We start from the raw sequence: 22,799 nt of genomic DNA on the forward strand, positions 1-22,799 counted from the left end.
ACAACACTAAAAAATTAATTACTTTAAGATATCAAAAGATTGCATCCTCTAATATCAGAATTGTCAAAACGTCCTAAAATTTCAAAGCTTTTATCTGCATGAATTTTCCCTAAATCTTGGGTCGCAATAAAAGCACACGAATTTTGATTTGCCAAATCGATAACATTGATTCCTCCTGTTTTTCCAGTTGGTAAAAGACTTAAAGGATCTTCAGTGTCTCTAATTAAGATTTTCATCCAAGGGGGTGTTTCAAAAATTCCGTGCCCTTTGGAATAGGCCTGACTCAACAATTCTGTCATTCCATATTCTGAATGAATTTCAGTCAAACCAAAACCTGCTTTTAATTCCGCATGCAATTCCTCACGAATCATTTCTTTACGCTTTCCTTTCATACCACCTGTTTCCATAACAAGCGTATTTTTTAATGAAAACTGGTGTTTTTCAATTAAGTCTAACAAAGCAAAAGAAACGCCTATCAATAAAACTTTCTCTCCACGCGCATCCAATTCCTCCAAAGTTGCAATCAGTTCGTCTAAATTATGCAGGTAAAAACCACTTTCCTTTTTCTTCGATTTTTGAATCAAATCATCCACCATATAAATTAGTGAAGATCCTTCACGTTCTAAATACGAAGGCAAGAGTGCCAAAACCACATATTCTTCAATATTTCCGTAAAAATGCGAAAAGCCTAGTCGGTAACTTTCTTCGTACAAAGACAAATCTGTGACATGATGTTTGCTTTGCTGCATGCCTGTAGTACCACTACTTAAAAACGTTTGCACAATCTTATTTTTATCAGAAAGTATGGTATGACTTTTAAAAAACTGTATTGGCAAAAAAGGAATATCAGCCAAACAACGCACCTCAGCAATAGAAATATTTAGGTGTGCTAAATATTCGCTATAAACAGGATTGTTTACTGCTTGAAATTGAAAAGTAGCCAAAGCCAAATCTTCAAATTCTTGTTCCGTTTTTAATGCAAATAGTTGTGCGTTCATTTTTAAAAGTAAGCAACACAAAAATACTTCAAATTTATAGAACGCTCGAAAAGAAATACCGCAAAAAAAATAAACTTACCACGCAACCAATTCTACTTTTCTGTGTCTTACTAGTAAGAATCAAAAAATTTATACTCATGAAACGAATTTTATACTTTGCCTTATTCACCCTGTTATTCACTTCTTGTCAAAACGACAATGACGATTATCCGGATTTTCATTTTGCAGTTTTACCCATTGAAGAGGCCACAATTCCTAGCTCTTTTGAATTGGGGGAAACTTATGAAATTACCTTAAAATATTCTTTACCAAACAGCTGTCATAGTTTTTATAGCTTGTATTACAAATACGATGAAGCCAATAGAATTGTGGCCATAAATTCATTTGTCGACGATGAATCGGAATGTACAGAAGCCTTAATTTCTAAAGAATACAGTTTTGACGTAAAAGTAACTCAAGAAGAAGATTATGTATTTAAACTTTGGAAAGGCGTAGATGACGATGATGAAGATATTTTTGAAGAAATAACTGTTCCGGTAACAGACCCAAATGACCCTCAATAATGAAAAAAGCTGCTGTTTTTATTTTTTCCTTACTGCTTTTTATTAGTTGTACTGAAAATGAAATTTTCCAATTGGACAAAGAATTTTCGCTTCAACTAAAAGAAAGTGCCCTAATTTCTACAAACACAAACAATAGTGAAAATTTAAAAATAGAGTTTCACGAATTGCTAGAGTATTCTGTTTGCCCAGAAAACGTGAATTGTATTTGGGCAGGTAGAGCCATAGTAAACTTAAAAATAAACGACAGCGAAATCCTTCAATTGGCATTACTTGATAACGATATTCCTTCTAAAAAAATGCAAGACGGCTATGAAATCACTTTGGTAGATGTAACTTTCATCAAAACAAATTCTACTGAAAACAGCTATTCCGTTCACCTCATCATAAAAAAAACGACTCCATGAAAAAATTACTCATTCTTTTCAGCTTTCTAAGTGTTTTAACCAGTGCTTGCAACGAACAAGAAACTTTGGAGATAGACTCGGATAATTTACTGATAGGTTCTTGGTCGCATCCTCAGTATACCGACAATCAAGTTCGCTATACGCGAGTTGCGAACACCGTGCAAAATGAATACACCTGTACTTTTAAAAATGATGGTACCTTAGTTGAAAATAAAAATGCAGGTTGGTGCGGCACCCCTCCCATTACTTACGATGAATTTACAGGAAAATGGAATTTAGAAAACGAAGAGACTGTCAATTTAGAATCGACCTACTGGGGAGGTTCTCATACAGTCAAATGGGAAATTATTTCTCTTACAGATGACAGCTTGATTGTTGAAATAAACTATCCAAACTTATAAGCATGAAAAAAATACTTTTACACACTATAGCCCTTGTGCTTCTAATAGCAATAACAGCCTGTACTAGTTCAAACGGACTGACCTCCAACCCCGTTATTTTTAAAAAGACGGCTAAAAAAACACAGCTCATCGAATCAAATAATGAGTTTGCTTTTTCTTTCTTTAAAGAAGTGGCTATTGCCGATGAAGAAAACTATATGGTGTCACCCGTTAGTTTATCTCTAGCTTTAGGAATGCTGTACAACGGCGCCGAAACAAGTACAAAAAGCATTATGGGAAATGTTTTAGGCTACCAGGACTTTACTTCAGATGAATTGAGTTTGGTCAATCAAGAAATTATGCAAACCTTAGAAGGTGATGTTTTGCAAATTGCCAATTCTAACTGGATCAAAGAAGGTTTTCCTATAAAAGAAACCTTTACAAATTTGAATCAAACCTATTACGATGCGGAAATTAGAACTGAGAATTTTAGCGACCCAAATACGGTAGCCCTCATCAATAATTGGGTAGCCAACAAAACCAATAACAAAATAACGGAAATTATAAAAACCATTTCGCCGGAAGCCGTACTGTATTTAATCAACGCTATTTATTTCAATGCCAATTGGGAATACGAATTCAAAACAGAAAACACAATACAAGCTCCTTTTTATACTGATGCGAACAACAGTAGCCAAGTGGCTATGATGCAACTGCAATCAGATAAGTTGGCTTTTTATAAAAACGAATTGTTTTCATCACTGATACTTCCTTATAAAAATAACAAATACAGCATGACCTTGCTCCTTCCTAACGAAGGAAAAAACATAGCCGATCTTGTTGAAAATATAGATGGAACTATATGGAATACCTGGCAAAGCAAGTACCAAATCCAAAAAACAAGTCTGAGTTTACCCAAATTTAAATTTGAATATCAAAACACCTTAAATGACGAGTTGGCAAAATTAGGTTTGGAAACACTTTTTGGCAATCCTGATCTTTCTGGAATTGCCGAGGCTCGATTGAAAGTTTCTAAAGTTCTTCAAAAAACATTTATTGACGTAAACGAAAAAGGTACAGAAGCAGCCGCCGTAACTGTTATTGGAATAGAAACAACCTCTGCCAGTCCACGACCACATGTAAACTGTAACAAACCTTTTTTATTTGCTATTACAGAAAGGGAAACCGGCGCTATTTGTTTTATTGGAAAAGTAGGGAAACCTGAATATTCGAAATAGGTTTAGTAAGTTTGTTATAAGCCGTTCTACCAGATAAATGAATACACAAAAGCTCATAGAAGACTGTCAGAAAAACAAACCCAAAGCGCAAGCTATGGTGTATGAGTTGTTTGCTAGTAAATTGTTTGCTGTTTCTTTTAAATACTCTAGAAACCGACAAGAAGCTGAGGACAATTTACATGACGGATTTATGACCATCTTCAATAAAATTGATCAGTTTAAAGGAACTGGATCTTTTGAAGGTTGGATGAAACGAATCATTATAAACACCGCTTTGCTTACTTATAGAAAGGACAAAGTTTTTCATTTGGTAAATGACGAAATACCAGAAGAAGTAAGCGTAGAAATAGAAGAAGAAAATATAAGTATTGATGATTTATTAAACTTGATACAAGAATTACCTAACCGCTATAGACTGGTATTTAATCTATATGTATTGGATGGTTATTCTCATAAAGAAATCGCAGAAATGTTAGCCATCTCTGAAGGAACCTCAAAATCGAACTTGTCAAGAGCAAGACAAATTTTGAAACAAAAATTAGAAGAATCAGAACAAAAAATCCAAAATAATTTTTAGAGATGGATACTAAAAATATAGATCGATTATTTCAAGAAAAACTAAAGGATTTAGAAATGAGTCCAAGCCCTGCTGTGTGGTCCTCAATTGAAAGTTCCTTGGCTGCCAAAAAGAAAAAAAGAGTTGTTTTTTGGTGGTGGAGAACAGGAGCCGCTATTGCTGCGGTACTATTAATTGGTGTTTTATGGACCAAAATTCCCTACAATGACTCAAAAATAACTGCACCCAATTTTGAAAATACGATCACAGATTCTGAAGAAACAAAAATTGAATTAAAAACAATCTCTTCTCCTGCTTCTATAAAATCAACAATCGATACAGAACGAAAAACTGAAGAATTTAAAAGACCGAAAGCTGTTTCAGAAACGCTTGTTGCAACTGAAGAAATTCCTGAAATTAAAAAATCAGAAAACCCAAGTTTCACAAAATCAAAAACGAATTCTATCGCGGAAACACCTCAAAAGGAAACCAACACAATCCTCTTAAAAAACAAGCAAGAAAAAAACATTTTTGAAACACTTGAAGCACAAAATCAAATAGAAGAAAAAACGGCTGTTGCAAATACGACAAAATTGCCTAACACGAAAAAGCTTACAAACATTGCTAAAATTGACTTAGAAGAAGCATTGAAAAAAAACGAACTACTTCCAAAGAAAAAAAACAACTGGATCATTGCGCCGAGTATTTCACAGCTTCGTCCAAGTAGTTTTTCTAACAATTCCTCTATTGATGAAAGTTTAGATGCCGCCACCAAAAAAGGAAATAACGGTTCTTCTTTTGGTGTCAAAATTGCTTTTCAAGCTTCCAACAAATGGCAATTACAATCAGGAATTCATCGTTTACAACTAGGGCAAACAACACAAAACATTGCCCTAAACAACAATTCACAAATTTCTTCCTTAGCCAACCTAAGTTTTAATGCTCCAAAATTTAGCGAAATAGCAAGTGATGTAGGAAAAACGGAGGAAAACTCGAAAGAGTTTGCTTCAAATAGTAATTCTGACTTAAAACAAACTTACGGATATATCGAGGTTCCTTTAGAAGTCAAATACGCACTTCTTCAGTCTAAAAAATTAGAATTTCATTTGGTCAGCGGAATTAGTACTTTATTTTTAACCTCCAATAATTTACAAGTACAAAATGAAAACCTATCGTACTCTATTGGAGAAGCTTCCAATTTAAACTCTGTAGATTTTAGCGTGAATTTTGGTACCGATTTAGAGTATCATTTTTCAAACAGATGGTTTTTTAACATGGCGCCTATGCTAAAATTACAAACCAACACTTTTAACAGTTCATCCAACAAACCCTATTTCTTTGGGGTTTATACTGGCTTAAATTATAAGTTTTAAATCAAAAAAAAATGCATTGCGTTTCTCTTAACAGAAATTCACAATGCATTTTTTGAAACTTTTGGTTTACAAACTATTTTGGCTGATAATTTTTATCCTTCGTCAAAATAAATTTATCAAACTCAAAACCATCTTCTCTCATAGAAAACGATACAATATACGTTCCTCTATTTTTAAACTCTAAATAAATTGAATTTGGTGTTCCACAGTGATTTTCAGGCACTCGTTGCGCAGAAGTCCAAGTCCATTTATTTTTACCAGCACATAACTGAATTCTAGCGCCACTTTCAGGCCAAGTTCCATTTACACCAACATGCAAACCATTGTCTTCCGGACCGCTTGAGTAGGCTTTTGTCCAAACATAATATTTTCCTGGTGACGTAATTTTTACTTTGTAAGAAACCACACCTCCAAAACCTGGTAATGGAAAGAAATTACCCCCTTTAATTAGCGGGTCTGCATGTGTTACACGGGTATCAGGCAAAGCCTCAATATAACTGTTTCCACTAGCCGTATCATAATGTTTTTCCAAATTTTCAAACGCCAATTTTTCGTTTTTAGAGCGCACAAACCATTCTCTTTCGGTACCATTTTTAGAACTAAATTGAAAATTTTCTGCTTCTACTTCAATCACCCCATTTTTAGCGGTAAATGCTTTGGCGTTTTCTAATTTGCTACGCAATTGCAAACCTTCACCAGGCATTAAAATTAGACTACCCCATCTACCTCTAGACCATGCTGTTTCGTCATTTTCAGGAATTTTTCCATTGGTAACTGCTTTCGACAAAACTTCTATAATATCATTTTTCGCCAAATAAAAAGCATCTACCTTAAGGTCCACTCTTTCAAAATCTTTTGACGTTTCAGGATTGGTAAATGTACCTACCTTATTTCCATTTACTCTAATTTCGTAAACCGATTCTCCGTCGTTTTCCGTCATTGACTGAAACATGCCTTTGTACACCCCACTTTCTCCTTTAAAAACAGTGTAGGCCGCTGCAAACTTTGCTCGTTGATCTTTAGCACCTGCATTTATCGCCAAAGCCTTATTTCTATTGTCGACATAATACAAAGCCTCTGCATCTTTAGCAATGGTAAAATCTTCTAGAGCCGACAAAACCACTCGTTTTGCAGGTCCACTCGTACTTTTTTGCGTCTTGGTATTTGTAATCAAGGCTACCCAATCTTTTTCTTTAGAAGGAGGAAATCCGATAGAAACTTTAGCACCTCCTCTGATGTATTTTACAGAACCTTTTTGAAGTTTACCACCAGTTCTAGGGTTGTACCACTTTACAGCAAATTTCGCTTTTGTCCCTATTAAATTTAATTTTGTTTCTTTCACTTCTGGCAAATACACCAAATAGGTCGCACCATTTTCAGCAAGCACATAATCCTTCGGATTGTCAGTCAATCCATCGGCAGATTTCATTTGTGCAAACGGTACATTATTTTGAAAGAATTCCAAAGCATAACGTGTCTGATCCCATAAAATATCTCTCGATCTCCAATCTTCACATTTCAAATCGTTGTGTGCATATTTATAACCAAAATACCATTCTACTCCAGCACCACCTGCCATTAAATTCCCCCACAACACTTCATGTCTAATTTCATTATGCTCTGGATCATCCGCGTCTGGTTTTGCTCCAGTTCCTGCAGGTCCTATTTCATCTTGACAAACCACCCAAGGTCTACCTGCAACTTGCGAATCATTGATCCATTTTACAATTAAGCGGTGTACATCTTCTGGATGATGTGTTTGCATAGAAGGTCCATCTAAATAAGCATAGCCCAATAACGGATCTAAAAATAAATCTTGTGCTTTTGGATCGGCATGTGTATGTAAAACAACCAAATTCTTATAAGGATCGTGCGTTTTTATATATTTAGCCATGTCTTCTCTGTCTTTATCTGACTGTCCTTTAGGCGTCCAACTTAACGGTCCATTTTCTTCTCCTAAATTCCAAGTAACACCTAAATGATGTGCATAACGAGCTATCAATTCACGATAATATAATTTTCGTTGCACCCCAAGCTCACCAATGTCCAACAGCAATTCATTTTCTGTTTCCTGAGTAACAATATGCATCATTAACCCCAATGTTTCCATATGATCAAAAACAACTTCCCATTGATCTAATTTACTACAGTCAAAACGATAGCGCTCATTCATATCTGTCCAAGGCCAAACATCTTTTCCATCACCTTGCACATTCATTGTTAAGAAATAAACGGCATTCATTCCTTTAGAACTTAAATAATTTAAAGCCCCAATCATATTTTTTCCTTTGCCATTTTTCCAAGTCGGATCACCATTTTTCCAATCTTGAGCATGTGCAGCGTATTTATGTGAAGGTTTTGTTTGGTCAAATTCGTAGTATCCCAAAAAACTTTCCGGGCTATCGGCTCCACCTTTTAAGAAATATTCTTTGGTTTCTTCAAACTGAAGATATCTTTTGTTTACATAATTCAAACGCCCTTTGGCTCTAAAGTCCTTTCCTTTTTTATCAGATTTTCCAATAGAAATTTTTCCAGAAGCACCATCAAACATAGCAGGTTCACCGGCATTTTTATCATCACTAATAGCTATTTGTTTTCCTTTTCTAAAAGAAGTCGTATAGGTCCATTCTCCAATTTTATCAGGTGTAAAGCGTACTTGCCATACTTTTCCTGAGTTGGCACTTGACTCTGCGGCATTCCCATCTGCAGCATAAAAACCAGGAATTACATAGGTCTTTTCTCCATTTGTAAAGGTTACATTCAAACGATAATTTAAAAAAGGATTTTCTTCCGAATACTCAGCAATTTCATCACCAGAAAAACTAAGTGTTACCTTATGCCATTTTTTTAATTCACCGTTTATTTGAACTGTACTATTTTGTGCAAAAAGATTCAAGGAGGAAAAGAAGACCAAGCCTAAAATCAAACCAATTTTTTTCATACTTTCTACTATATTTAAGGTTTAAGAGCTGCAAAATACTAAAAAGTTAGAGCTCATTCCCCCTATCTTAAAAAGAAAAAGAGCGCAATAAATTGCACTCTTTTTACTATTCGGTTGGTTAAAAATTATTTTTCAGCTCCCAAAACGTCTTTAATCAATCTTTCTAATTCTTGTTTTGGCAATGCACCTTGCGCCATTTGAGGTTCTGTACCTACAGGGCAAAACAACATAGAAGGAATGCTTCTAATACCAAAAGCAGCAGACAATTCTTGCTCTGCTTCTGTATCTACTTTATAAATATTTATTTTTCCTGCATATTCTTCACTTAAAACTTCTAAAACTGGAGCAATTGACTTGCATGGGCCACACCAATCTGCATAAAAATCTATGATACAAGGTATTTCTCCTTTGAAATTCCAATCTTTACTTTCTTCGAAATTAAAAACCTTTTCAAAAAAAGATTCTTTTGTCAATAATTCTGTCATTTTTCTTTGATTTAATTTAGCATTTGGTCGTAAAATTACCGCAATCTTACAGCGCACAAATATGATATTTATCAGTATAATAAACTATCTTTGTTGCCTAAAAATTAGAATCTTTTAGTTCGCAATTATGAATAGAGCAAAAACTATAAAACATTCAGAATTTGTATTGATTGGTGGAGGTATCATGAGTGCTACTTTGGCCATTTTATTGTATGAAAAATTCCCTGGAAAAAAAATTACTGTTATTGAAAAATTGCCTAAAATGGCAGAAGAGAGCTCTGAAGCTTGGAACAATGCAGGTACAGGACACGCAGGAAACTGTGAGTTGAATTATACTCCGGAAAAAAAGGGGGTTATAGATACTAGTAAAGCTGTTAAAACAGCGGAACAATTTAATGAAACTTTGCAATTTTGGAAAGATTGTGCCGAAAAAGGATACATCCATAGCTTGTCTAAATGTATTTCAAAAGTACCGCATATTAGTTTTGTTGAAGGAAAAAAAGATGTGGCTTTCTTAGAAAAAAGACACAAACTTTTGAAAGAGATTTCTCATTACAAAGAAATGATCTTTAGCAAGGACATTGATGAAATTAAAAAATGGATTCCTTTGATGATGGAAGGCAGGGATAAAAAAGATCCTATTGCTGCTACCTATATGGAAGAAGGCTACGATGTGAATTTTGGTGAAATTGCAGAACAAATATTTCGCTTTTTAGGAAGACAAGAACATGTTGAGTTGGTTAACCATAGCAATGTATACAATCTTCAAAAAACAAAAAATAAACGTTGGTTACTTACTATTAAAGGACAAAATGTTGGAAAACATTGGAATTTAGTAGCCAATTATTTATTTATTGGTGCTGGTGGTGGCGCTTTATCTTTATTAGAGAAATCTAAAATTAAAGAAGCTAGAGGTTATGGAGGTTTTCCTATTAGTGGCTTATGGTTGCGTTGTACAAATCCTGAAATTATTGACCAACACCATGCAAAAGTTTATGGTAAAGCAAAAAAAGGAGCACCCCCAATGTCTGTTCCACACATGGATACCAGAATGATCAACGGTCGTAAAGAATTGCTTTTTGGACCGTATGCTGGATTTACAACTAAATTCTTAAAACATGGTTCTATGTTCGACTTACCTAAGTCGGTAGAATTTGACAATATTATGAGTTTATTAGGAGCTGGATACCACAATTTACCTTTGGTAGGTTATTTGGTAAAACAAGTCAGCTTAAAATTTAAAGATCGTATGGACATGCTTCGTGAATTTTATCCAGATGCACAAGACGATGATTGGAAATTAGTGGTTGCCGGACAGAGAGTTCAGATTATTAAAAAAGATAAAAAAGGTTTTGGTAAATTGGAATTTGGTACAGAAATAATTGTTTCAAAAGACAAAACCATTGCTGCTTTATTAGGAGCCTCACCTGGCGCTTCAACATCTTATTCCGTAATGCAAAAAGTGATCAAAAAATGCTTTTAAACGAGTACTAAATAGACAACAAAAAGACCTAACAGATTTTATACTGTTAGGTCTTTTTTATTTAGAGCAAAGATTCAATAACAAAATTTCTTCCTTGAAACAAAAAGCTTTCTTTATTCTTTTTACCCAATAACAACCTACCAATTGGTGAACTTGGAGATATGGCATAATAGGCTTCCCCTTCTACAGAAATTTTTCCTGAACTGATGGCCATAAAATAATTGGCTACATTTGTTTTTACTACAGAACCCAAGCGGACTAACGCTGTATTTTCTTCCAAATTTACGCGTTCCAATAACAGCTTCATTTGCTGAACCTCTTTAAGCTGTTGCCCTGCTTTTTCCATTTCTAATTGCAACATGGCTCTTCCTGTTTCATGCTTATCACCAGCAGAGCTTTTTGTTTCAGAATTCAGGTCTTCTTGATTTGATTTAATCGTACTTTCTATAGTGTACAACTTCTGTGTTACAAAATCTTTACAACTCCTGTAAAGGACTTCTTTTAAGGTTTTACTACTCATCTTTTTTTTATTGTAAATTCAGAATTAGAACTAGATTACGAATTAAAATCAAATTTTAATTGAACATCCATTATTTTTTCTTTTTCCTGTGAATTGATATTCAAATTGGTGACTGAAATTCCTAACAAACGTACAGAATTATTCATTTCATCTTGAAATAGCAATTCTTTTACGGTTTCTAAAAGCATGGATTTATCTTTGACAAAATACGGCAAAGTTCTACTTCTGGTTTGCTGGGTAAAATCGCTGTATTTAATTTTTAAGGTAATGGTTTTGGCAGCAACATTGGTTTTCAGCAATCTTCTTTCTAATTCTTCTGCAATTTTTTCTAGCTTTTCTAGCATATAAATTTCCGAAGTTAGGTTTTCTGTAAAAGTATGCTCCGCTGCTACCGACTTTCGAATTCGATGCGACTTTACCTCACTGTTATGAATTCCTCGAACAATCTGATAATAATAGCTTCCTGAATTTTTAAAATGCTTTGTCAAAAACTCTTCCGATTTACTTTTTAAATCCTTTCCCGTAAAAACACCCAAACTGTACATTTTCTTTTGGGTAACTTTTCCTATTCCATAAAATTTTTCAATGGCCAGATCTTCTAAAAACTCAAGAATTTCTTCTTGGGGAATTGTTTTTTGACCGTTAGGCTTATTAATATCTGAAGCTATTTTGGCTACAAATTTATTTACTGAAATACCCGCAGAAGCCGTTAAACCGACTTCTTTAAAAATTCGTTGTCGAATTTCTTCTGCAATTAAAGTCGCCGATGGATTGTTTTTTTTATTATTTGTAACATCCAAATACGCCTCATCTAAGGAAAGTGGCTCTACCAGATCGGTATACTCAAAAAATATTTTTTTTATTTGGGAAGAAATTTCTTTGTAGCGCGCAAAATTAGCAGGCACAAAAATTAATTCTGGACATAATTTTTTTGCTAGCGCACCAGCCATTGCTGAGCGTACTCCAAATTTACGAGCCTCATAACTAGCCGCCGAAACGACACCACGAATTTCACCTCCACTTACAGCAATAGGCTTTCCTCTTAAATCAGGATTGTCTAACTGCTCAACAGAAGCGAAAAAAGCATCCATATCTACATGGATAATTTTTCTTGAATTTATATCAGTCGTTTGCAAAAAAATATTTTTCACAAAGCTAAAACAAAAAAGGCTGTCTTTGCAGACAGCCTTCTTCCTAATTCAGATAATTTAAACAATTATACATGATCTAAATGATGGTGCTCATCAATTAGGGGACCTCCTTCAATAATTACATCTGAAGCTTGCTCAGAGAATTTTTCGAAGTTTAAGTGGAATGAATGCGCTAATTGAATTGATTTACTAATGTAGGCTCCTTTTTGCAACCAAGTATTCATTGGATCCAAAATTTCTGTAGGTACATTAGGACAATATTTAGGCATATTCAATCCGAATATAGGGTGTTGATCGTAATCTACTTTGTCTAATTCTCCTTGAAGAATTGCAGTAATCATTGCTCTTGTGTATTTCAATTTAATACGAGAACCTACGCCGTGAGGACCTCCACTCCATCCAGTATTGATCAACCAAACATTCACACCTGCTTCCTGCATTTTTTTACTCAACATTTCAGCATAAACAGTTGGGTGTAATGGCATAAATGGCGATCCAAAACAAGCTGAGAAGGATGGTACTGGCTCTGTAATTCCTGCTTCTGTACCCGCAACTTTAGCCGTATAACCAGATATAAAGTGATATGCTGCTTGACCTGGAGTTAATTTTGACACTGGAGGTAAAACACCAAAAGCATCACACGTTAAAAAGAAAATATTTTTAGGATTGTTTGCATAAGAAGGAACTGCAATATTGTCAATATGATCAATTGGGTAACTTACACGAGTATTTTGCGTGATAGATCCATCCATATAGTCAACAGTACCGTCTTCTTTAAAAACAACATTTTCTAACAAAGCACCTGGCTTAATTGCTCTAAAAATATCTGGTTCTTTTTCTTCACTTAAATCAATAACCTTGGCATAGCAACCTCCCTCAAAATTAAAAATATTATTTTCTGAAGTCCAACCATGCTCATCATCACCAATTAATTTACGACTTGGATCGGCAGATAAAGTTGTTTTACCAGTTCCTGAAAGTCCGAAGAAAATAGCGGTATCTCCATCTTCACCAACATTTGCTGAACAGTGCATTGGCAACACATCTTTCTCTGTAGGTAAAATCATATTCAAGGCAGAGAAAATACCTTTTTTCATTTCACCTGTATAAGCTGAACCACCAATTAAGGCAATCTTTTTTGTAAAGTTTAAAATAGAAAAATTTGCCTGACGTGTTCCATGAACCGCTGGATCAGCTTCAAATCCTGGTGCGCATAAAATCAACCACTCTTCTTTAAAATTTTGTTTTTCAGATTCTTCTAATCTAAGAAACATGCTATTTACAAAGAAATTAGACCAAGGATATTCTGTAACGGAACGTACATTCATTTTGTATTTAGGATCTGCACAAACATATCCGTCTCTTGCATATATTTCTTTACCTGATAAATAGTCTACAATCGCTTCTTGTAATACATCAAATTTTTCTGGCGCGAAAGGTTTGTTTACTTTTCCCCACCAAACTCTATCAGCTGTATATTCATCTTTTACTAAGTATCGATCTTGAGGAGATCTTCCTGTAAATTTACCTGTATTAACCGCTAAAGTGCCGTTCAATGTTTCTTTACCCATTCCCTTTTCAACAGTAATTTTCTGAAGTTCTGCAGGAGAAAGATTCCATTGTACAGTTGCATTTTTAATACCGTACTGTTCTAAACTTGCGCTTTGTTTTTCTAATAAATCTTGCATAATATTTAAATTAATATTCTATAATTAGGAAGATCTGAGACTTCAAGCTTATAGAATTGGTTATAAAACTTATGTAAATTTACAACCACATTGCCCCCATAAACATGACAATTATCAGTCTAAAAAAAAAACTACGAAACGGTTTTAGTAACTAATTATCAATAACTTACAAAAATCACATTAGGTTTTGTATTTTTAATTCTTGTTCTATTTTTTTTAGAAAAAAACTAATGGATTTACACTTACTTAACCACAAGACTAGATGCTCTATTTACTTATCGAATTATATTCCTGTAGCAACTTCGCATAGAATAAAGCGAACAAAAAATTCCTAAGAAAAACTATACACTACCTCTACATTAATGTTTTTATCAAACATTCTGATTTAAAATCATTATATTTAGTTTATCAACAAAACCAGTAGATAACTAAACTTTAAAGATTTTATTTTGAAAAAACATCTTAGCATATTCACCCTACTTTTTATCTACACTTGTATTAATTTAGTTGCACAAGAGATACCTCCTATTCAAAATTTTACATCTAACCTCTACAAAGCCGAAAATCAAAATTGGGCGATTACACAAACAGAAGACAAACATATCATTGTTGCAAACAACAAAGGACTCTTAGAGTATGACGGAGCACGTTGGAATTTATCTCCATCTCCCAACAACAGTATCATAAGATCTGTTTATTCAATAGACTCTTTAATTTATTCAGGAAGCAATAAAGAATTTGGCGTTTGGCAAAAAAACAAATTTGGCCTTTTAAAATACACAAGCTTAAGTCATAAAATTGAATCTAAACTACTAGAAGATGAGGAGTTTTGGAACATCCTAAAGTTTGAACATTGGATCTTATTTCAATCACTTAATAGAATCTATATTTATGACACCTTAAAAGATGAGTTTAACATAATCGATTCTAAAACCATTTTACAAAAAGCTTTTAACGTAAATGGAAATATCTATTTTCAAAAAGTAAACGACGGCTTATACAAAATAGAAAATGGGAAACCCATGTTATTGTCAGATGACCAAATAATCAAACAAAATGTTTTGGTTGACATTTATGGTATCGGAAAAAAAACACTACTATTAACCCAAGAAAATGGCTTTTTCGAATTAAGCTCTGAAGGGAAATTAAACAAATGGACAACGCCAAATGAGTCTTTATTTTCATCCATTAGTATCTATAGCAGTCACTTAAAAAAAGACGGAACCTTTCTATTAGGTACCATAGCCAAAGGAATATATCATATTGACAAAAACGGAGCACTTCTATCTAATTTAAACCAAGAAAACGGATTAAACAACAACACCGTATTGACCATATTTGAAGATACAGAAAACAATATTTGGTTAGGCCTAGATAACGGAATTAGTGTTGTAAACTTAAACTCTCCTATCAAGGTTTACAACGATCCTTTTGGAAAATTAGGTACCGTTTATGCATCTGCTATTAAACACGATATTCTTTACCTAGGCACAAATCAGGGACTATTTTACAAACCCGTAAACGCCAACTCCTCATTTAAATTAATTGCAGGAACAAAGGGACAAGTTTGGTGTTTAAAAGAAATAGATACCACTTTGTTTTGCGGCCATAATCAAGGAACGTTTATTATAAACGACACAATCGCTAACAAAATATCTGACACACCTGGAACATGGGATTTAAAAAAAGTTCCTTCCTCAAACTCTTTAATAATTCAAGGGAATTATACGGGATTAACCGTCCTAGAAAAAACAGGAGGTTACTGGAAGTTTAAAAACAAAATTGAAGGATTTACAAACTCAGCTAGATATTTTGAATTTTTAGATAAAAATAAAATCATCATAAACCATGAACTAAAAGGAATATTTGAAGTAACAACAGACAACCATTACAACAAAATAAAAAGCACCAAACTAAATGACAAATTCAAAGGTCACAAATCCGGGCTTATAAGCTACAACAACGAATTACTTTACTTTTACCCAGATGGAATTTACAAATATGACCCAACAGAAAACGCTTTCAAAAAACATGAGCAATATTCAAAAAACGTTTTAGATAATGAAAATTACATTTCTGGAAAACTTATAAAAACAGACAACAAATTATGGGTGTTTACTGACAAAAGTATCGGGTACTTTTCTCCAGGAAACCTAAATAACATTCCACAGTTCACGAAAATTTCTTTCCCTGCATCTGCCAGAAGAGACTTCGCGGGTTTTGAAAGCGTAACACACATAAAAAACCAACGCTATTTATTCGGAAACTCTACAGGTTATTTAGTCATTGATCTTGATAAATACGGATCACACGAATTCTATATCCAATTAAATAGTTTTCATAAAATTGGAAAACAAGTAGAGCACCTTGAATTAAAAAACAACCAACTATTAAAATCTACTGAAAACCATATCGATTTTAGCTACAGTATTCCAACCTATAACAAGTACACAGAAATAACCTACCAATACAAGTTAAAAGGAATTTATGAGAATTGGAGCAACTGGACAACCAGCCCAAAAACTAAATTTGAAAACCTTCCTTTTGGAGAATATGAATTTATTGTTAGAGCCAAAGTAGGCAACAAACTGACAAAAAATATGGTCAGCCTAAGCTTTACTATTGACCGACCTTGGTACCTGTCAAACAGAATGCTTGGCCTTTACTTATTTGCAATCACTATCTTATTTATAGGAATTCATAATATTTACAAGCAATATTTTAAACGACAAAAAAAGAGTTTGCTTGATAAAAAACAAAGAGAACTTGAAAGGGTTCAGCTAGAGAATGAACGAGAAATAATGAAGCTTCGAAACGATAAGTTAAGAGGTGACATTGATAGTAAAAACAGAGAACTAGCAGCCTCTACGATGAGCATCATTAAGAAAAATGAATTTCTAAACACGATTAAGAAAGAACTTTCAGACGTCAAAAACAATGAATTGGTAAAACCGGTAATCAAAATTATTGACAAAAACCTAAATCATACTAGTGACTGGGAGTACTTCCAAGAAGCTTTCAACAATGCCGACAAAGATTTCTTAAAGAAAGTAAAAACGAAACATGACAACCTAACACCAAACGATTTACGATTGTGTGCCTACTTAAGACTTAATTTATCTTCAAAAGAAATTGCTCCGCTTCTAAATATTTCACATAAAAGCGTTGAAATAAAACGTTACCGACTAAGAAAAAAGATGGGACTGACTACAAAAGACAATTTAATTCATCATATACTAGAAATATAGGTCTATAAATTATCCTACAAGACCTTAACATAAGAGCTAATACTCATAAGTGTATTATTTACACTAAAAACATTAACATACGTTAATAACAACACGGACCCACTGTAAACAAAGAACCTATCAGCCAAAAAGAACTGCTAAAAAAATAATTTTATTCTTTTGTAGTGCTTATGTATAGGTGATTTAATAGAAAAAAACACACTACAGTTGTAACTTGGTTTAACAGAAGTGGCCGTGATAGAGTTACAACCAAACTTAACACATTTGATCACACTATGAAACAGTAATGTTTTCTAAAAACGACCTCCTCTTATTATTAAAAACTAACTTAAATAAATTTGAATTATGAAAAAAAATTTTCTAACATTCGTCTTATTTCTGCTTACAACAATTGTATTTGCCCAATCAAATGTATCTGTAGTAAATACAGAGCAAGGAACAAAATTAGTTGTGGACGGAAAAGACTTTATGGTAAATGGAGTGAATTGGGATTATTTCCCAATTGGAACAAATTACACCTATAGCCTGTGGAAGCAATCAGATGACATCATTAAAGCAGCTTTGGATGCAGAAATGGGATTACTGAAAAACATGGGCGTAAATACAATTAGATTGTATACGGGTATTCAACCTAAATGGGTTCAATATATCTATGAAAAGTACGGTATTTACACAATGTTAAACCATTCTTTTGGGCGCTATGGACTTACCATAAACGGCGCATGGGTAGCCGTTACAGATTACTCGAATCCCGAAACTCAAAAACTTCTGATTTCTGAAGTAACTAAAATGGCGAATGAATATAAAAACACGCCTGGAATACTGCTTTACTTATTAGGTAACGAAAATAATTACGGACTTTTTTGGGCAGGAGCTGACACAGAAGACTTTCCTGATGATGAAGATGAAAAAAAATTCATTGGAGAAACACGTGGTAGAGCCATGTACAAACTAATGAATGACGCTACTCTTAAAATGAAATCAATTAGCAAATCAAAGCCAATTGCTATCTGTAACGGTGACGTATTGTTTATTGACGTTATTGCAGAGGAATGTAAAGATGTAGACATTTATGGCGTTAATATGTATAGAGGTATTTCTTTTGGAGATGCTTTTAAAACCATAAAAGAAAAATTAAACAAACCTGTTTTATTTACAGAATTTGGTGCAGATGCCTTCAACGCAATCACCAATATGGAAGATCAAAAATCACAAGCGCAATATATGGTTGGTAACTGGAAAGAGATCTATCAAAATGCAGAAGGACTTGGAAAATCAGGAAATTCAATTGGAGGTTTTACTTTTCAATTTAGTGATGGCTGGTGGAAATACGGTCAGACAAAAAACTTAGAGGTTCATGACAATAATGCTTCTTGGTCTAACGGAGGGTATTATATAGATTTTAAGAATGGGCAAAACAACATGAATGAGGAATGGTTTGGTATTTGTGCAAAAGGGCCTACAAACGAAAGAGGACTCTATGACCTTTATCCAAGAGCTGCTTATTACGCGCTAAAAGAAGTACATAACTTAAACCCGTACCAAGAAAACCTTACTCAAAAGTCTGTTGATGATCATTTCAACAAGATTCAATTAATGGAAGCTGTTTTAAAAGCGAGAGGAGACAAAGCTGCTTTAGGTGGAAATGAAAAAATTAAATTAAGCAATTTAAGAGCAGAATTCACAACATTTAATACAGGCGGATCTTTACTTACAACTCCTAAAGACGCTGACCCAGATAACCCTACATATCCTGACCAACTTGGTTTTGACTATATGGAATCTTACTACATAGGTGTTGAAGCAAATCCTTCTCCAAATATGAGTGCAAATGTAAACTTCAATATTTTAGGTAATGTTGCAAAAAATCCTATTGATGAAATTTTTTACGAGAACAGAGGACGAACTGTAGATGTTCAAACCGAAGATGGAACCGTAAGTCTTACCGACATAAATCGAGTTCAAATTTACAACGCAGAATACACTTGGAACGCAGAGGATTTTGACTTAAGAGGATTTTACAGAACAGGACATTACCATTGGGGATATGAAGGTGATTTCTTCGGACTATACCCTGAAGCTAATTACGGACCAAACTTAGACACCTATAACGGCGTAATTTCTGGTCTTGAATTGGACGGAAAAAAATCGTTAAAAGGTTTCAAAGCTGCTTTTGGATCTCAATTATGGTGGGGAGCCAATCCAGCCATCTTATTAAAATATAGCAAGAAAATAGGAAAATACGATGTAACCGCCGTTTACCATGAAGATATCGACGAATCATCAGGCGCTATTACTTCAATTGCTGTACCACTTCCTAAAACAAGAAGAGTGTCTCTTCATGCCAAAAGAAAATTCGGAAACCTAGGCTTCGAAATTGGAGGTCTTTGGGCAGGACAACCCTTAAACGGACGTGAATTTCAATTAACGACAGGAGAATCAGGAAATTATGTAGTGTACACCGATAAAATTAATACCAAAGACAATTGGGGAGCAAAAGCAAAAATAACCTACCAAAAAGGTGCCTTCAACTGGTATGCTCAAGGAGCGGCTATGGGATTAGTTGCCAATGGTGGCGCAGACAATACGCAAACTTTTACAGGTTGGAAATTGAAAGATTCAGGTAGCGGAAACCAAACAAATTTTCTTACCGGATTTAACTACATCCTTGGAGATTTTCAAGTGGCTCCTAACTTTTTATGGCAAAAACCTATCGTAGCAGCAATGCCAAACGACGTTAATGCGCCAGGAAGACTTAGAAATGTTCAAGACGACCCTTTTGCTGTAAGAGGAAATAGAGAAACGACGGCAGGAGAACTTTTATTAACCTATGACCCTACTCCTGGAACATGGATGTATGAATGGGATAATGATAGGTCAGAAGATGCCAAATTTGCCATGAATCTTGGTTTTGTTTATCGTCACCACCCAACGGCTCAAGATGCCGCTATTGGATTCTTAGGAAATCGTACTTCATTTGCATTTCCAAACGCAGCACCTGCTGAAGATTTATGGGAAGTAAATTCTCGTATTGTTTCTAAAGTACATCCAGATTTAGGCCTTATTGCCAATGTATATTTTGGAACCGCCCAATCTAATGGAAGTGATGAAAGACTAATTCATCGTGGAGGTGCAGATATTAGAGTTATCTACAACAAATTAAAAATCACACACTCTTTAAAACTGAATGATTGGGGACCATTTGATTACCATCGTGATTTTAACTTAACCTATCCGGTACAGACAATGCTAGACATTTCAACAACTTTAGGAAAACCTAAATGGTTTGTATTACCGAACACAAAAATTGGAATTAGAGGAACTTGGCGTTCATTAAACGAATACTCTCCAAGGTATAGTCCTAATGCAACTTCATCAGAATTTGCAACACAACCAACCATAAGTCCAGTAGGTTTTGGAACCGGTAGCGAATGGGAAATTAGAACCTATGTACATATCAATATTGGAAAATAATTAATACGATAAAGATGAAAAATAGACAATATATAAATTTAAAAACCACACTTCTTTCAATCTTAGCTGTATTAGCCATTGTTAGTTGTGAGAGAGAATATTCAGAAGATCTCGCTTTTGCAAAACACAGCGAAACACCTGGTATATTTATAGATGGATTTGTTGGAGGATTAGACTACTTCCCGTTTGGAGGTTCTTATGCAGAAGCTTTTTCTGTAGACACCAATGAAAGTTACAGTGGTAGCGCATCCATGCGTTTTGACATTCCTTCTTTTGGAATTGGATACGGTGGAGCTACATTTCCAAGTACTGCACCTAGAGACCTATCCAATTATGATGCCTTAACTTTTTGGGCAAAAGCCTCACAAGCAGGAGACATTAATGAAATTGGTTTTGGAATTAACGAAGACACCGCCGATAAATTCAAGGTTTCTATGCAAAATCTAGCAATTTCTACTCAATGGAAAAAATACATTATCCCAATACCTGATGCTTCTAAACTTACGGAAGAAAAAGGAATGTTTTGGTATGCAGAAGGAGCCGAAAATGAAACTGATGAAGGTGGGTATACATTTTGGATTGATGAATTAAAATTTGAAAAACTAGGTACACTTGCACAAGCGAAACCTGCTATTCTAGGAGGTGAAACTATAAATGAACAAGTTTTTACTGGTGGTGAAATTAATTTAGCCGATCGTGGATTGACACAAACGTTAAACCTAGCGTCTGGAAAAAACCAAACAGTAAATACCGCTCCTTCCTACTTTACATTTGAGTCTTCAGATATTGAAGTAGCAAGAGTAAGTGAATTAGGAATCGTTTCAATTGTTGGCGACGGAACTGCGACAATTACGGCTTCAATAGCTGGTGTAAAAGCACAGGGGTCCTTAAATATTGAAACAATTGGTGATTTTAAATTTGCACCAACACCAACTTTAGACCCTAGCAATGTAACTTCTGTATTTAGTGATGCTTATACAAACGTTACAGTAGACTTTTTAAATGGCTACTGGGAACCATGGCAAACAACTTTATCCGCTGACATAGAGCTAAATGGTGATAGATTGATTCAATATACCGAATTCAACTTTGTTGGAAACCAATTTGCACCTATAGATGCGACAAATAAATCTACGCTGCATGTAAACATCTTCCTTATTGGAAGCATTCCTTCAAACTTAGATTTCTTAATAACCGTAAAAGATTTTGGAGCAGATGCTGCCGATGGCGGAGGTGATGACACTTCACAACAATTCTTTTTCAACGGAACTAATTTTACAGAAGGAGAATGGAGTTCGTTAGAATTACCTATTACAATGCAAAATAAAAACAACGTGGGGCAAATTATTTATGAAAATATCAATGGCTCATCACTATCAAGTTTTTACTTAGATAATGTCTATTTCCATAATTAAGAAAGCGTCTTTAAAAATTTAAAAAAAATACAATGGATTTAAAAAACAAATATAAAATGCAGTTAAAAGCGGCACTTCTTGGGTCACTTTACCTAGCATTAACACTATTAGTTGTTACCAGTTGTGATACAGATGAAACACAAACAGTTGCTAGATTAAACACACTAGTAATGCAAGACGAATTTAGTACAGATGGTGTTCTTGACAATACTATTTGGAACCATGAAATTGGTACAGGAGATAATGGTTGGGGTAATGGTGAATTACAATACTATACAGACAGAAATGAAAATATTTCTGTCCAAAACGGAAAACTATTAATCACTGCCAATAAAGAAGACTACCAAGGATCTAGCTATACCTCTGCTAGAATTTTAACCAAGGGTAATTTTGAGCAAAAATACGGAAGATTCGAAGCCAGAATTAGAGTTCCTTACGGACAAGGTATCTGGCCAGCTTTCTGGTTGTTAGGCGCTAACATTGATGAAGTCTCTTGGCCACAATGTGGAGAAATTGACATCATGGAATATAGAGGGCAAGAGCCGACAATGCTGCATGGTAGTGTTCATGGACCAGGTTATTCTGGTGGAAATCCAATAACAAAAACCTACGAACTTATGAACGACAGATTCGATACAGGCTTCCACATTTTCGGAATTGAATGGACGCCTGAGTATATCAATTATTATGTTGATGATGTCTTATACAATCAAATTACACCTGCTGATGCAGACGGAGAATGGGTTTTCGATCATCCATTTTTCATCATCATCAACTTAGCTGTTGGAGGATCTTTTGCGGGATCTCCTAATTCAGAAACCGTCTTTCCGCAAACAATGTTAATCGACTATGTTAAAGTATATAAATAAACTAAATCACCAA

General features: G+C 34.4%; 17 protein-coding genes. 11 read left to right on the forward strand and 6 right to left on the reverse strand.

Annotated features, from left to right (window positions below; all coding sequences use genetic code 11):
- Window positions 1-23 precede the first annotated feature (23 nt).
- Window positions 24-998 (reverse strand): LuxE/PaaK family acyltransferase, encoded by a 975-nt coding sequence (locus FGM02_RS04550; protein WP_139957127.1) that lies wholly within the window; start codon window positions 996-998, stop codon window positions 24-26.
- Window positions 999-1,135: 137 nt separating this feature from the next.
- Here FGM02_RS04550 and FGM02_RS04555 point away from each other — a divergent pair, with 137 nt between their 5' ends.
- The 6 genes from FGM02_RS04555 to FGM02_RS04580 are packed head-to-tail and all read left to right on the forward strand — an operon-like array spanning window position 1,136 to window position 5,512.
- Complete coding sequence (locus FGM02_RS04555; RefSeq protein ID WP_139957128.1) at window positions 1,136-1,561, forward strand: hypothetical protein; 426 nt, start codon at window positions 1,136-1,138, stop codon at window positions 1,559-1,561.
- Window positions 1,561-1,965, forward strand: a complete 405-nt coding sequence (locus tag FGM02_RS04560; protein ID WP_139957129.1) for a hypothetical protein — start codon at window positions 1,561-1,563, stop codon at window positions 1,963-1,965. The genes FGM02_RS04555 and FGM02_RS04560 overlap by 1 nt, the downstream gene beginning before the upstream one ends.
- Complete coding sequence (locus FGM02_RS04565; RefSeq protein ID WP_139957130.1) at window positions 1,962-2,366, forward strand: hypothetical protein; 405 nt, start codon at window positions 1,962-1,964, stop codon at window positions 2,364-2,366. The genes FGM02_RS04560 and FGM02_RS04565 overlap by 4 nt, the downstream gene beginning before the upstream one ends.
- A gap of 2 nt (window positions 2,367-2,368) precedes the next feature.
- Window positions 2,369-3,583 carry a serpin family protein gene (locus tag FGM02_RS04570; RefSeq protein WP_139957131.1) on the forward strand — a complete coding sequence of 405 codons (1,215 nt, stop codon included), beginning with the start codon at window positions 2,369-2,371 and terminating at the stop codon, window positions 3,581-3,583.
- 37 nt (window positions 3,584-3,620) lie between these two features.
- Window positions 3,621-4,160: an RNA polymerase sigma factor gene (locus FGM02_RS04575; RefSeq protein ID WP_139957132.1), complete on the forward strand. Its 540-nt coding sequence runs from the start codon at window positions 3,621-3,623 to the stop codon at window positions 4,158-4,160.
- A 2-nt stretch (window positions 4,161-4,162) separates the two neighbouring features.
- Window positions 4,163-5,512: a porin family protein gene (locus tag FGM02_RS04580; RefSeq protein WP_139957133.1), complete on the forward strand. Its 1,350-nt coding sequence runs from the start codon at window positions 4,163-4,165 to the stop codon at window positions 5,510-5,512.
- A 73-nt stretch (window positions 5,513-5,585) separates the two neighbouring features.
- On the opposite strand, the gene FGM02_RS04585 is transcribed toward FGM02_RS04580, so the two are convergent.
- Both FGM02_RS04585 and trxA read right to left on the reverse strand, forming a co-directional pair.
- On the reverse strand, window positions 5,586-8,453 hold the full coding sequence (locus tag FGM02_RS04585; protein WP_139957134.1) for a DUF5060 domain-containing protein: 2,868 nt from the start codon (window positions 8,451-8,453) through the stop codon (window positions 5,586-5,588).
- Window positions 8,454-8,578: 125 nt separating this feature from the next.
- Entirely contained in the window at window positions 8,579-8,938 is a 360-nt protein-coding gene (trxA, locus tag FGM02_RS04590) for a thioredoxin (RefSeq protein ID WP_139957135.1), read from the reverse strand.
- A gap of 127 nt (window positions 8,939-9,065) precedes the next feature.
- Here trxA and mqo point away from each other — a divergent pair, with 127 nt between their 5' ends.
- Window positions 9,066-10,421, forward strand: a complete 1,356-nt coding sequence (gene mqo, locus FGM02_RS04595; protein ID WP_139957136.1) for a malate dehydrogenase (quinone) — start codon at window positions 9,066-9,068, stop codon at window positions 10,419-10,421.
- A 61-nt stretch (window positions 10,422-10,482) separates the two neighbouring features.
- On the opposite strand, the gene FGM02_RS04600 is transcribed toward mqo, so the two are convergent.
- The 3 genes from FGM02_RS04600 to pckA form a co-directional block, all read right to left on the reverse strand.
- On the reverse strand, window positions 10,483-10,941 hold the full coding sequence (locus FGM02_RS04600) for a 3-oxoacyl-ACP synthase (protein WP_139957137.1): 459 nt from the start codon (window positions 10,939-10,941) through the stop codon (window positions 10,483-10,485).
- A gap of 35 nt (window positions 10,942-10,976) precedes the next feature.
- A complete protein-coding gene (gene dinB / locus FGM02_RS04605) occupies window positions 10,977-12,077 on the reverse strand; it encodes a DNA polymerase IV (RefSeq protein ID WP_139957138.1) in 1,101 nt (366 codons plus the stop codon).
- An 80-nt stretch (window positions 12,078-12,157) separates the two neighbouring features.
- A complete protein-coding gene (gene pckA, locus FGM02_RS04610; protein WP_139957139.1) occupies window positions 12,158-13,780 on the reverse strand; it encodes a phosphoenolpyruvate carboxykinase (ATP) in 1,623 nt (540 codons plus the stop codon).
- 449 nt (window positions 13,781-14,229) lie between these two features.
- Here pckA and FGM02_RS04615 point away from each other — a divergent pair, with 449 nt between their 5' ends.
- The 4 genes from FGM02_RS04615 (at window position 14,230) to FGM02_RS04630 (ending at window position 22,786) form a co-directional block, all read left to right on the forward strand.
- Window positions 14,230-17,028, forward strand: coding sequence for a helix-turn-helix and ligand-binding sensor domain-containing protein (locus FGM02_RS04615; RefSeq protein WP_243739352.1), 2,799 nt, complete (start codon window positions 14,230-14,232; stop codon window positions 17,026-17,028).
- Window positions 17,029-17,373: 345 nt separating this feature from the next.
- A complete protein-coding gene (locus FGM02_RS04620) occupies window positions 17,374-20,502 on the forward strand; it encodes a glycoside hydrolase family 2 TIM barrel-domain containing protein (protein WP_139957140.1) in 3,129 nt (1,042 codons plus the stop codon).
- A 14-nt stretch (window positions 20,503-20,516) separates the two neighbouring features.
- Entirely contained in the window at window positions 20,517-21,917 is a 1,401-nt protein-coding gene (locus FGM02_RS04625; protein WP_139957141.1) for an Ig-like domain-containing protein, read from the forward strand.
- Between the two features lie 32 nt (window positions 21,918-21,949).
- Window positions 21,950-22,786, forward strand: a complete 837-nt coding sequence (locus FGM02_RS04630; protein ID WP_139957142.1) for a glycoside hydrolase family 16 protein — start codon at window positions 21,950-21,952, stop codon at window positions 22,784-22,786.
- Window positions 22,787-22,799 lie beyond the last annotated feature (13 nt).

The organism is Flavicella sediminum (genome assembly GCF_006381105.1).
GTDB lineage: Bacteria > Bacteroidota > Bacteroidia > Flavobacteriales > Flavobacteriaceae > Flavicella > Flavicella sediminum.